Annotated in this window: 13 protein-coding genes; 9 read left to right on the top strand and 4 right to left on the bottom strand. The window is 69.7% G+C overall.

Annotated elements, in window-relative coordinates:
• Positions 1-50: 50 nt before the first annotated feature.
• Positions 51-929: a glycosyltransferase family 2 protein gene (locus ACK8HH_RS14460; protein ID WP_278124796.1), complete on the bottom strand. Its 879-nt coding sequence runs from the start codon at positions 927-929 to the stop codon at positions 51-53.
• Between the two features lie 211 nt (positions 930-1140).
• Positions 1141-1455: a hypothetical protein gene (locus ACK8HH_RS14455; RefSeq protein WP_156150513.1), complete on the bottom strand. Its 315-nt coding sequence runs from the start codon at positions 1453-1455 to the stop codon at positions 1141-1143.
• A gap of 366 nt (positions 1456-1821) precedes the next feature.
• Here ACK8HH_RS14455 and ACK8HH_RS14450 point away from each other — a divergent pair, with 366 nt between their 5' ends.
• The 5 genes from ACK8HH_RS14450 to ACK8HH_RS14430 all read left to right on the top strand — a co-directional run bounded on the left by ACK8HH_RS14450 (position 1822) and on the right by ACK8HH_RS14430 (position 6637).
• Positions 1822-2046: an MbtH family protein gene (locus tag ACK8HH_RS14450; RefSeq protein ID WP_006895631.1), complete on the top strand. Its 225-nt coding sequence runs from the start codon at positions 1822-1824 to the stop codon at positions 2044-2046.
• A 67-nt stretch (positions 2047-2113) separates the two neighbouring features.
• Positions 2114-3313 carry a sensor histidine kinase gene (locus ACK8HH_RS14445; protein ID WP_278124791.1) on the top strand — a complete coding sequence of 400 codons (1200 nt, stop codon included), beginning with the start codon at positions 2114-2116 and terminating at the stop codon, positions 3311-3313.
• Complete coding sequence (locus tag ACK8HH_RS14440) at positions 3310-4368, top strand: hypothetical protein (protein WP_278124790.1); 1059 nt, start codon at positions 3310-3312, stop codon at positions 4366-4368. The genes ACK8HH_RS14445 and ACK8HH_RS14440 overlap by 4 nt, the downstream gene beginning before the upstream one ends.
• Positions 4365-5525, top strand: coding sequence for an ATP-binding protein (locus ACK8HH_RS14435; protein ID WP_278124788.1), 1161 nt, complete (start codon positions 4365-4367; stop codon positions 5523-5525). Before ACK8HH_RS14440 ends, ACK8HH_RS14435 begins: the two co-directional genes overlap by 4 nt.
• Entirely contained in the window at positions 5510-6637 is a 1128-nt protein-coding gene (locus ACK8HH_RS14430; protein ID WP_278124786.1) for a hypothetical protein, read from the top strand. The genes ACK8HH_RS14435 and ACK8HH_RS14430 overlap by 16 nt, the downstream gene beginning before the upstream one ends.
• Before the next feature lie 39 nt (positions 6638-6676).
• Here the strand turns inward: ACK8HH_RS14430 and ACK8HH_RS14425 are convergent, their stop codons facing one another.
• Both ACK8HH_RS14425 and ACK8HH_RS14420 read right to left on the bottom strand, forming a co-directional pair.
• Complete coding sequence (locus ACK8HH_RS14425; RefSeq protein WP_006895626.1) at positions 6677-7186, bottom strand: hypothetical protein; 510 nt, start codon at positions 7184-7186, stop codon at positions 6677-6679.
• Positions 7187-7243: 57 nt separating this feature from the next.
• Positions 7244-8002, bottom strand: coding sequence for an acetoacetate decarboxylase family protein (locus ACK8HH_RS14420; RefSeq protein ID WP_278124784.1), 759 nt, complete (start codon positions 8000-8002; stop codon positions 7244-7246).
• 170 nt (positions 8003-8172) lie between these two features.
• Here ACK8HH_RS14420 and ACK8HH_RS14415 point away from each other — a divergent pair, with 170 nt between their 5' ends.
• From ACK8HH_RS14415 to ACK8HH_RS14400, 4 genes are all read left to right on the top strand, one after another.
• A complete protein-coding gene (locus ACK8HH_RS14415; protein WP_411815631.1) occupies positions 8173-8865 on the top strand; it encodes a response regulator in 693 nt (230 codons plus the stop codon).
• Between the two features lie 227 nt (positions 8866-9092).
• Positions 9093-9377 carry a LuxR C-terminal-related transcriptional regulator gene (locus tag ACK8HH_RS14410; RefSeq protein ID WP_085950743.1) on the top strand — a complete coding sequence of 95 codons (285 nt, stop codon included), beginning with the start codon at positions 9093-9095 and terminating at the stop codon, positions 9375-9377.
• A gap of 65 nt (positions 9378-9442) precedes the next feature.
• Positions 9443-10621, top strand: a complete 1179-nt coding sequence (locus tag ACK8HH_RS14405; RefSeq protein ID WP_278124781.1) for a sensor histidine kinase — start codon at positions 9443-9445, stop codon at positions 10619-10621.
• The gene (locus ACK8HH_RS14400) at positions 10618-11706 is read left to right on the top strand and encodes a hypothetical protein (protein ID WP_278124779.1); all 1089 of its coding nucleotides are present in this window, start codon (positions 10618-10620) and stop codon (positions 11704-11706) included. Before ACK8HH_RS14405 ends, ACK8HH_RS14400 begins: the two co-directional genes overlap by 4 nt.
• Positions 11707-11738 lie beyond the last annotated feature (32 nt).

Raw genomic sequence — 11738 nt, 5'->3', positions numbered from 1 at the left:
GACGAGTCCGCCGGGGATCGTGACCCGATCCCCGGCGGCGCCGCTCGGATTCAGACGCGGGCGGTGTCGCTCGGGTCGTCGCTTCGGAAGATCCGGCGGAACGACATCGTCCCGGTCTTCGCGTCGTACGCGCGGGTCGGCAGCCAGGTGAACAGGTGCAGGACCCGGTTGTTCAGCACCTGCAGGCGGCTCTTGCGGGCTTCGCCGTGCAGCCCGTGGATGCGGTAGGTCTCCGGCAACTGCCGCATGTACCGGCCGTAGGAGCGCGGGCTGCTGCGGAAACGGCGTGCCGAGCTGTCGGCGGCCATGCCGACGATGAAGGCGATCCGGTAGCCGGCCTCCCGGCAGCACAGCGACAGATCCAAGTCCTCGTACACGTCCGGGCGGTCGGAGACGGCGTCCCGGATCGTGGGCCACACCGCGGTGCGCAGAACGCTGTTGCCGCCGGTGGCCATGTGCAGACCGACGATTCCGCGCGGGTCGTCGGACTTGGCCCGCACCCGCGCGATGAGCCGCTGATTCGACTTCTCGAAGGTCTTCTTGAACGGAGAGTCGAACGGGGTGAGGGGGCCGGTGGCGAGCACCACGTCGTCGGGCATGTCGGCGAAGAACTCCCGGATGGAGCGGGCCCAGCCGGGGTGCGGAACCGTGTCGGCGTCCAGGCGCGCCGTCAGTTCACTCGTCGAGGCCTCGAATCCGGCGTTGCGCGCGAATATCAGTCCGGGGCGGGTCTCGCTGACCAGACGGATCCGCGGCTCCCGCGCGCTGAACTCGCTGACGATCTCGGCGGTGCGGTCGGTCGAATCGTTGTCGACCACGATGATCTCGTTGAGGTCCTCGATCTGTTCGCAGAGACGGGTCAGCGTCTGCGCGATCGAATCCTCCTCGTTGAGCGCCGGAACCATGACGGAGAGAGTTGGGTGAGTCACAGAGCCGAACCCTACCGCCCAATGCGGACAGTTCGGAGTTTGTCGGCGGACAGATCTGGGTGTGTCGGCGTTTCAGATGAATCTGCGATCAGATCCGTCGAATCGGACGCGCTACCCGCCCCAAGTCGTGTGTGATCTATATCGCAGACTCAACGCTCGCGATGTGGATCGGAAGCTGTAACAGAATGATCGGGGTCGGCCGATAGTCCGTTCAGCTGACAGATTGAAGGCGCCGCTCTTCAACGCCCGTGCCGTGGTACGCGTTGAGCCAGCGGATGGCCGAAGAGACGATGCGAAGGTCCTCATGGGGCCCGACGGTGCGGAGGCGATAGGGGAGAAGGTTCATGAGCGCGGCGAACAGCGCGGCGTTCGCCGAGTGGTCGGAGTAACCGCCGGCCTCGAGGCGGCAAGCGATCTCGTCCGCGAGTTCGGCATAGGTGACCGGCTTGCCCGCGAGGCGGACGGCGACGAGCCGCGGCATCGTGATGCTGCGGTCTTCGATGCGTTCGAGCAGATCGCTACTCATGGTGATCACCTGTACTTCTCTAGCTGCCGCTGTGGTCGTGCGTTTGAATGAGTATGTCCTGCTGACAACGGTCCGCGATAGGGGTTAGTTCCCAGAACTGCTCGCGATCGGTCCGAACGTATGTGCAGGCGGTGCGGTTTGCCGCTGTTTTTGCAGGTGAGCGCGGTGCTGCGGGGCCTCTGTGGCCAAAGTTGCAATTGTTTAACAAAGCACATCGCAGCGCGCGCCCGGCATGTTTTTGCGGAATCGGCCGCCGGGCTGCGATTATCGTCAGGTGTGACCGGTTGACTGGCCGGAGGATGAGGCCCGCCGGGCTCTGCTGTGTGGGCCGCCGCACCGGACTGCGGCGGCCGGAAGGAATGAGTGATGACCAACCCGTTCGACGATGAAGACGGCCGGTTCTACGTTCTGGTGAACGCGGAGAACCAGCATTCGCTGTGGCCGACGTTCGCGGACATCCCGGCCGGCTGGACCAAGGTGTTCGGCGAGGACAGTCGAGAAGCGTGCCTGGAGTACGTGGAGAAGAACTGGACCGACTTGCGCCCGCAGAGTCTGATCGACGCGATGGAAGCAGACCAGAAGAACGCCTGACCGGCCCGTTCGGGCGACGTTTCACGCTTGGGGAAACCGCGGTCTCGCCGGGTCGGGAGAGGGAGCGATGCCGGCTAGTCGATCGGTGCCGTCGGTGTCGGCGCGGATGCAGGCGACCGGCACCACCGTATTCGGCTTCACCTATCTCGGGATCTTCTTCCTCGCGCCCAGCGATCTCGACCGCTACTTCGCGCTCACCGGCCACTGGTGGCGGTGGCTGGGCATCGCCGTCGTCCTGGCTTCCGCGCTCGCCGTCGTCGCCGTCGGGGTCACCCGCCGGATCGATCGGCTCGAACCGGTGGCCGTCGGCTGTGCCCTCGCCTTCCTGGCGCTGATCGCCGCCTGGTTCGCCGGGTGGGACGGGCACGTGGGCCAGGTTCCGGCGAACGGGTTCGATCACGGCATCGTCTTCATCCCCCAGATCGCGAGCTGCCTGCTGGTGTTGTGCGGCAGGCTCGGCTTCGCGGTCGCGAACCTCGTGGTCGCCGGCGGGCTCAGCCTTCTCGTCGCCTCGATCGCCTCGGGGGGCGTGGCCTGGGTGGACCTCGCCGCGGGACTGTGGGTTCTGGCCCTCGCCGGAATCTATCTGGGAATCTGCTGGGCGGTGATGAGCGCAGCGCACCGGTTCGACGAACAGCGGCAGGAGGCGGCCGCGCGAGCCGTGGCACTGCTGCGGAGCAACGTCCGCGACGCCGAACGGCGCCGGATCGACGCGATGGTGCACGACCGCCTCATCGCGCTCCTGACGGCTCTGCGACCCGGGCCGCTGTCCGTGGGCTTTCGGCAGAACATCTCGGGTGTGCTCGACGAACTCGCGAACTGGTCGACCGAGGTGGAGCCGGGCGCGGAGCGGATCCGGGCGACCGAGTTCCTGCAGCGACTGCGTCTGTCCGTCGACGATCTCGGTTCCGGGGTCGAGGTGGAAGCCGTGGTCTCCGCTCCGCCGGGCACCGAGTTCCCGGCCGCGGCGGCCGACACCGTGATCGAAGCGGTCGGGGAAGCGGTACGCAACTTCCATCGGCACGCCGGCCCCGAGGCGTCCGGCGCCGTGCTCTGCGGCGTGGGGCCCGACCGGATCAGCGCGGTGGTCGTGGACGACGGAGTCGGATTCGACCCGGAGGCGATTCCTGCGCACCGCATCGGGGTGGCCCTCGGGATTCTGGAACGGATGCGCCAGCTCGACGGCGGCACCAGCCGGGTGGTCAGTGCTCCGGGCGCCGGAACTCGAGTGGAACTCGGCTGGGCCGATCCGGGCGCTGACCGGTGAGCGCCGCTGTGGAGCCCAGGAGAACGATCACCGAACCTGCGGTGCGTCGTGCGCCGATGGTGGTGGTGTTGGCCGGATACCTCGTTGCGCTGGGCATTCTGATGGCGGTCCGCGGTGCGGTGGAACCGCGGGGCTTCGCGTACTGGGTCGGCGCCGGCTGCGGGCTGGCGCTCTACACCGCGGCTTTCGCGGTGACGCTCTCTCCGCCCCCGGGGCGATTCGGCCGTCGCCCGGCACTGGTGGCCATCGGTCTGACACTGGTGGCGCAGGCGGTGGTGTGGGTGGCCGTCGCGGCCGACGGTGTCACCGACGCCCGCGCATACCTGCCGATGTTCGTCACGGCCTTCGTGGTGGAGACACTGCTGGTGTTCCGCAGCCGGGCCGTGATCGCCTGGGTGGGTGCACTGAGCGGCATCGCCCTCGGTCTGGTGCTCGGCGCGGTCACCGGCGCGACCCACTGGTGGAGCACCGTCCAGACCACGACGGCGGTGCTCCTCGCCGCAGCCACGGCGGCCACGGCGATGCTGTCTCCGCTGTTCCGGGAACTCGACGCGCTGGCCGCCAGACACGAGCGCGCCTCCGACGAGGAGGGCGCGGGGAAGGCTGCGCTCCTGGCGCGTGAGGAGCGGATCGCGCGAATCGACGGGAGGGTGCGTCCGCTGCTGGAGAACGTGCTCGACGCCGATCGGGTCACCGGAGCCGACGTCCGGACCGCACGGCTGATCGAGGCCCTCCTGCGCGACGGCATCCGAGCGCCGTCATTCGACACCTCCGAGGTCCGCAGGGCGGTGTGGCGCGCGAGAGACCGCGGCGTGTCGGTGACCCTGCTCGACGACGGTGGCCTGAGCGAGGTGGCCGTCGACGACGCCGCAGTGATCCTGGCGCAGGCCTCGACGGTCCTGTGCGCCGATCTCGACGCATTGTCCGAAGGCGAGGTGGTGGCCCGCGTGGCGCCGCCCGGCCGCTGCCCGGTGGCATCGGTGACGGTGGCGCACGGCGGCACTCGGCGGCGGGTCGAGTTCAGCGGCGGCCGCACCCGGGTGGTGGAGTCGTGAACGAACTCCGGATGCGGCGCGGCGCCGCGGTCTGCATGGCGATCACGTCGCTGTTCGTGCCGACCCTGATGCTCGCGTACTACGACCAGGTGGTGGTCCTGGTGGAGGCGTGGTGGCTCCCGGTCAGCATCTCGCTCGTCGGCGGATCGGCGATGGCCCTGCTCCTTGACGCGTCGTTCGGGAACGGGCGCCGCGTAGGTCCGCTCTCCCTGCTCCTCGGCGTCGCCAATGCGGCCGCCGTGGTGCTGTGGCTCGTCGCGTGGAAGGGCGGTGCGGCGCCGTCGACGTACGGGTCGCCGCCGATCTGGCCCGCCAACACCGTGGTCCTGCCCGCCGTGGTGATGGCGACGGTGTACCGGCCCCGGGTGACGGTGACGTATACGGCATTCGTGCTGATCCTGCTCGCGACCGCGCAGCAGTACGTGAAGCAGGGGCAACTCGGCACCATCGGCTATGCGAACTCGTTGCTGACCGCCACACTGGTCGGTGTGTTCCTCACGGTGGAGTACTCGATGATGCGTGCGCTGCGCGAGACCGATGCGCGCCGGGACCGAATCCTGGCGGCGAGTGCGAATGCCGCGAGTCGAGCCGCCCGTACGGCTGAGCGAGAGCGGCTCGACGCGGTGGTGCGCGACGGAGTGGTCGCGATGCTCAGACTGGTGTCGGAGAACCCGGTCGACGCCGAGACGAGGAGGGAGGCGGCCACGGCTCTCGCCGACCTCGACGGCCGTTCGGCCCCCTACCGGCCGCCCCTGCACGTCTCGGCTCGCGAGTCGGTCCTCCGGCTGCGAGAGGCGGTGAACGCGATCGGCGACGACACGATGATCGACCTCCGGGTCGACGATCCGGAGATCGAGTACCCGCACGTGCTCGTCGAGTCACTCGTCGACGCGGCCGCCGAAGCGGTCGCCAACGCGGTCACCCATGCCGGGCCGGGATCCTCGCACGCACTCGTCGGTGTCTTCGACGCACACCTCATCCGTCTCCGGATCGTCGACGACGGCGTCGGCTTCGATCCGGACCGCGTGCCGCCCGACCGTGCGGGCATCGAACTCGGAATCCTCCGCCGCATGCGCGAACAGCCCGGCGGCGGCGCCTGGATCGATTCCTCGGCGTCCGACGGAACGATGGTGTCGCTGGAATGGCGCAGGCCGTGACCGCGACGGTCCGCCGCGCTCCGCACCCGTCCGGCGATGCGCGGCCCGGCCGGGGACCGGAGACCATGGCGGAGATGCTCGGTCTCGGCCGCCCCGGACTGCGGGTGGCCGTGGGAGCGGTGATGGTCGCGTACGTGGTGGTGGAACTGTTCCTGCCACGGCTCGACCTCAGCTTCGCACAGCTCACTGCGATGGTCGTCGGATCGATCGGTCTGGCCGCATCGTTGTGTCTGGCGACCTGCGGTGTGGACGACCCGCTGTCGCGGCCGGCGGCGATCGTCGTGGTCTGTCTCGGCGCGGCCTCGGGCGCGGTGGTGTGGTGGTCGATTCCGGTGGGACCGGCCAACTGGGTGCGCCCCAGCGCGCCGATGATCGCGTACGCGGTCGCGATGTGTCTGCTGATCGTGCGCGGCCGGGCGAGGTGGGCGTGGTTGGGGTTCGTGCTGGTGATCGGACTGTCGTGGGTGGCGGTGGCGGCGTGGGGCTGGCGTCCGGGCACGGCGGTCCCGGTGGCGCTGCGCATGCTCGCGGCGATGGTGCCGGCCTCGCTGATGATGCTCTACGTCCGGCCGCTGCTGGCGTTCGCCCGCGTGCTCGACCGCCGCGAGGTCGCGGCCGTCCAAGCGAGCGCCGCCCACGAGGCGACGCTGATTCAGCGGCGCGCGCAGCTCGACGCCCTCAACGAGGAGGTCCGGCCCTTTCTGGAACGACTCTCCGTCGGTGACGGGTTCTCGCCCGGCGAGGTGATGCGGGCGCGACTGGTGGAGGCCGAGCTGAGGGATGAGGTCCGCGGCCGAGGCTGGATGTCGCAGCCGGTGCGGGACGCCGCGGCTGCGGCGCGGGAGCGCGGTGTCGATGTCCGGCTGTTCGACGACCGGCGGGTCGACGCGCGGGGCGGGGTCGCCGACGGCCCCCTCCACGCCGAACTCGTCGCGGTGCTCACCCGGGCGCGGCGGGGCGGGGTGACCGCCCGTCTGCTTCCCGCCGGCCGGGACGTGGTGGCGTCCATCGGCGAATCCGACGGCACCCGTACGCGGCGGCGCGTGTGCGCGGTCTCGACCGCCGGTGAACTGGCCTGGAGAGACGACACCGGCGGCGCATCCTCGGACTGAGGAGCGCCGCCGGTGCGGAGACTGAGTCGAGATCCCCGGTCAGTGCTTGGGCATCATCGAGGTCAGCGTGGTGACCGAGGCGCCGGCCAGCTTCCACTGTCCGTCCTGCTTCACCATCGCGAGCTGGATGTCGACCGGTGCCGGAGCGTGCGGCGACTTGACGGCGGTCACGGCCACCGCCTTGTTCTCACCGTCGGCCTTGACCGACTTCACGGTGTAGGCGTCGGGGGTGTAGCCGGCCGGACCGGAGGCCTTGGCGAAGGCGTTGAGCGCCTCGGCCGACCCGGGAGTCGAGGTGTCGACCACCTTGGAGAGGTCGTCGATCGAGGTGTTGCCGTCGACCGCGGTCCGGATGATCTCCTGTGCCTTGGCGTTGTCGAGGCCTTCGACACCGGCCATGGCGCTCGATTCGACGCTCGCCGACTGCGAAGCGGAGGCGGTGCTCGCGGTGTCGTCGTCGGAGTTCGAGCATGCCGCCAGCAGTGCGGTGGTGGCGGCGACGGCCGCGAGCGCGGCGGCGGGGCGACGGAGGTTTCGGATGGCGGTCATGGCTCTCCTAGTGGTCAGACGGGATTATTTAGGCAAGCCTAACAGCAGATGTCGCCGTCAGGGTGCCGGGGTGAGCACGGTCGCATCGTCGAAGGTCATCGACAGGTCGGCCACCGACGACGCCATCAGCGCGCGCCGGGACAGATCCAGGCGCCGCAGTTCGTCCGCGATCGGGTGGTCGCCCAGTGTCAGGCGCGCGCCACCCAGTCGGGTCCTGGTTCCCGAGGTGGAGGTCAGACGCCACGGGGTCCGGCGCGCGACGCCGTCGAGTTGCGAATACGCCTGCAGAACGGTGTCGCGCGCGCTGTCGGGAACCGGGACGCCACGGCTCACGGTGAGGTCGGCGATGAGCCTGCCCTCCTGGCTGACGCGTCCGTGCTTCACCGCCGAGTCGTGGTCGACCTCGAAATCGGCGAGGATCTTCGGGAAGCCCCAGATCCCGCGGCCGGCCGCCAGAGTGAACTCGCCGTCCACCGGCAGATCGTGGATCAACGCATGGGCGTCGGCCGACGCCAGGGATCGCATCGCGGACAGCGTCGAGGCCTGCCGCCCGGGCGGCTGCATGAGGAAGCAGACGCCGAACTCGTTGTACGGCCCGAGGTCGCCGTCCCGGTAGTCGACGAAGACGAGCATGCACAGTGCTCGTCCGCGGCGCACCTGCAACGGTGCCAGGTCCAGGTCGCCGCGGCGGCGGACGGCGGCGCGCACGGCTTCGGTGTCGGCGGTGAACCCGGCGACGAAGCAGCGTGCCGACCGGATCCGTACGGGCATCTCGACGTCGACGCCCAGAACGTCGTGAACTCGCATGTCAGTCATCTGTCTCACGCTACGTCGTGAGTCTGGCGTTGCGGGTGAGTTCCCTGGTGAAGGAGATGGCGCATGTCACGGACTTTGGTCCCCCGAACGAAGGAACACCGAGATCTTGTCGGAGGCGTTCGATACTTTGAAGACGTCCGAGATGTTCGTATCGGACAGGGGATGGGGAGATGACGAAGCACATGGACGACGACGGCGGTCCGGGGACGCCCGAGTCCGGGATCGTTCGCGTCGGGATGGTCGACGACCACCAGTCGCCGGTATGGGGGATCGAAAGGATTCTGGAGCGTCAGGACGACCTCGAACTCGTCGGCTCCGCACCCACCGTGGCCGAGCTCCTGGACAAGGCGACGGATCTCGACGTCGTGATCCTCGACCTGCGTCTCAATGACGGAACCACCCCGCGGGAGAACGTCAGCACGCTCGCCGACCACGGCATCGTGACGGTCGTCTACACCTCCGGTGAGCATCCGGACCTGCTTCGCTCGGCTGCGCGCGCGGGGACGCTCGCGGTGGTTCTCAAGTCCGCCTCCGAGGAGGAGATCCTCGCCGCGATCCGCGCCGCGGCCGGCGGCGAGGAAGTGCTGACCACCGAGTGGGCGGCCGCCATCGACGGTGACCCGAACCTCGATGCCGTCGACCTGAGTCCGCAGCTGCAACGAGTGCTGACGCTGTACGCGTCCGGCGGGACGTCGGTCAGCGTCGGACAGGAGTTGGGTGTCACACCGGACACGGTCAACGAGTACCTGAAGCGGATCCGGCAGAAGTACGCCGATGCGGGCCGTCCCACGCGCACCAAACTCGACCTGTTCAAACGTGCGGTCGAAGACGGCTGGCTCCCGATGCCGCTCCGGGACTCCTGAGGGGCCTTCTCCGCTGCTCACATGCCGTGCGTCACAGCGCGCGGAACGCCCGAAGATGTCCCTATTTCTGGGTCTACCGGGGCGGCGACGCCGTTCGTAACGTTGATTGTGAGCCTGGGCGATTCCTGTTCAGGTGCCAACCACAGCCGGTCGGGGATTTGACAGGAGGATCGCCTGTGAGCGTTGCCGAACTCGAGGTCGGAATCAACGATGGGCGGGTGCCCCGCATGACGGCGCCGGTGGTCGATGCAGCAGTACTGCCGCATCTGGTCGTCGCACCTCCGTCGCGACCCGCACTGTCGACACGTGAGGTCGAAGTGCTCCTCGCGTGGATGGCGGCGGAGTCGAAAGAGGACGCCGCGAACAAACTCTTCATCTCTCAGTCGACCGTGAGCACGCATATTTCGCGGATTCGTGCCAAGTACGCGGCCGTCGGCCGCCCGGCACCGACGAAAGCGCACCTTCTCGCTCGCGCATTGCAGGACGGGTATACGACACTAGAGGAGTGGTGACCCGGACTTTCATCAGAAGTCGCCGCCCGCTGTCCGGATCTCCGGACGGCGGGCGGCGACATTCGATGGGAACGGTTCTCGGCGGCGACCCCCAGCGTGACCGCGTCCGAACCTCCCTGGCCAGGTTCGTCGGAATCGGCTATCTCATCTACGCGGTGATCGCGCTGCCGCAGATGGCGTCTGAAGCCGATGGACGGCTGCCGCAGTGGTACCCGGTGGCCGCCGCCCTGCTCGCCTTCGGCCCGGGCTTCGCACTGTTGGCGGCCTCGCTGGTGAGAGCCTGGCATCGCGGCATCGCGGCCCTTGCACTCTCGTGCGCGATCGGCCTGTTCGCCGCGGCGGTGCTGTGGCTGGCGCTGTGCCGCGCCGAGACACAGAGCCCGGCGTTCTGGATCCTCGACTTCGCCGGCCTGGTGGGCATGGCAGCGGTCCTGGTGCGGCCGGTCCGCGAGGCGATCGCGCTGCTGGCCGTCGCCAAGCTTCTGGGTGCGATGGTCGCGGTCTGGTACGTCACCGGCGCCGATGTGTGGTCGGCGGTGGAGGAGGCGCTCTTCGGGATCGTGTTCACGTCGGTGTGTGTTCTGTTGGCCCATCGGGTGCTGCGGCTCGGCGCGGAACTCGACGAGTCCCGATCGAAAGCCGAATCGGCAGTCGCTCAGGGAGTGGCAGAGGTGGAGGCGGCGCGGGTCGACGCCCTCATTCACGACTATGTGCTCTCGACCTTCGTCGCGGTGGCGGCCGACCGGGACGACCCACGAGTGGCCGACCAGGCCGCCGGTGCACTCGAGGCGCTGGACCGGCTGGCCGATGAGGCGGGAACGCCCGACGACGTGGGCGCCAGGGAGGCGGTGGCCCGGCTGCGGGCGGTGATCGCGCGGATCGACGGCGATCTGCCGGTGACGGTCGAGATCGACGACCACGCGATCGCCTGTCCCGACACGGTGATCTCGGCGTTGGCCGAGGCAGCCGCCGAGGCCGTGCGTAACAGCGTCGTCCACGCCGGCGCCGCGGCTGCGACGGCGGTGTTCATCGGAATCGGGCCCGACCTGATCCAGATCGTGGTGACCGACGACGGGGTGGGCTTCGATCCCGAATCGGTGTCGGCGGACCGCCTCGGGCTGGCGCTGAGCATCCGCCATCGCGTCGGCGTGCTCCGCGGTGGAGAGGCCGTCGTCGTCAGCAGGCCGGGACAGGGCTGCACTGTCCGTCTGCGCTGGTCACCGGCGGCGGTGAGCGTCGGATGACCGCGCCGGATCGGGTTGCGGCAGACCGCGCCGCCCAGCAGGGGAGTGCCGACGTCGCGACCGTGCTCGGTCTGCGGAGCCGGGGCGCGGCGCTGGTGGTGGCCTGTGCTTGGACGGCGTTCGCCGCACTCGGTCTGAGCAGCGGCGACGTGCGGGCGCCGGCCGCGTATGTCGGCGGGTTCGTGATCCTGGGCGTCGGCTGGGTCGCCGGACTGCGCTCGCCGTCCGACCCGATGCGGCCGTGGCACGCGGTCGGCGTGGCGGCGTCCGGCGTGGCCGCGTCCGGGCTGTCCGTCTGGGCGGCCGAGGTGAGCGACCGTGCGGCAGTCTTGTCACTCGGCGGCGCCGTGGCATTGACGTCGCTGGTCCTCGCGGTGCGCGGGCAGATCGCGATCGCGTGGGCGGGCGGACTCCTGGGCGTGCTCGCCACGGCCGTGGCGGCCCAGGCTCGCGACATCGACTTCGTGACGGCGGCGCAGATCGCGGTGCCCGGGAACATCGGGATACTGGCAGCGGCCACCTTCTTCGCGATGATCATCCGGCCACGCGTCCGGCAGATCAGCGCCATGCGCAGGCTGCGAGAACGGGGCCTGCGAGAACGGGGCCTGGGGGAACGGGGCGGGGCGGACGGGGAGCCCCTGGCGGTCCGCGGCGACCGCATCCGACAGTTGCAGGACCGGGTGCGGCCGCTGCTCGAGCGCATCGCCTCGGGTGAACCGCTGACCGACCGGGAAGTGGCGATGTGTCTGCTCGTGGAGGCCGGCTTGCGCGACCGCATCCGGGCTCCGGGGCTCGATGTCCCCGAACTGGCCGAGGCCGCGTGGCAGGCGCGAGCACGCGGCGTCCGCGTGCTGCTGCTGGACGACCGGAAGGCAGCGCCGGTCCTCGACAGCACCGTGCTGCACGACGTCCGGCAGGCCGCCGTCGGGGTGCTGACGGGGGCGCGCGCCGGCGCGCAGGTCACGGTGCGGCTCCTGCCCGAGCGGCGAGACCGGTACGCCACGATCGCCGTCGCCGAGGACGGTTCCGCCCGCAGGATCGACTTTCCACCGGAGCCCGCCGAAGGCGGACGGCCGGCACGGTGAGCACTCGCAGGCGAGGTTTCCCCAGGTCCCGG

Source organism: Gordonia sp. LUNF6 (genome assembly GCF_047041125.1).
In the GTDB taxonomy this organism is placed as follows: domain Bacteria; phylum Actinomycetota; class Actinomycetes; order Mycobacteriales; family Mycobacteriaceae; genus Gordonia; species Gordonia sihwensis.
This window is presented reverse-complemented; position numbering and strand designations above follow the sequence as displayed.